We start from the raw sequence: 240 nt of genomic DNA, 5'->3' as shown, positions 1-240 counted from the left end.
TTTGCCTGGATTATGTCGACGCCAGTAACGATCACGTTAGCGCTCTTGGGTATTGCCTATCTGATGGTCTCTATGGCCGCCAACCGCTTCAAGCGTGAGGGGCTACGTTTATGGCTGTACCGCTGCAGTTGGGGACGCGGGGCAACACCTGCATCGCAGGGCGAGGAAGGCCATCTCGAGCAAATGCAAATGCTGCTGGAGACCTTGCAGCGCCCCACAGTAATGGCAAGGGCCTTGTCT

The 240-nt window shown here is 57.1% G+C and carries 1 protein-coding gene; it reads left to right on the top strand.

Features of this window, described 5'->3' with window-relative positions; all coding sequences use genetic code 11:
• A partial coding sequence (locus ACQRAX_RS25730) for a hypothetical protein (protein ID WP_427867801.1) occupies positions 1-240 on the top strand: 240 nt, incomplete at both ends.

Source organism: Pseudomonas sp. UM16 (genome assembly GCF_050312595.1).
GTDB lineage: Bacteria > Pseudomonadota > Gammaproteobacteria > Pseudomonadales > Pseudomonadaceae > Aquipseudomonas.
Note: the sequence above shows the minus strand (reverse complement) of the source record. Positions and strands in the feature narration are given on the sequence as shown.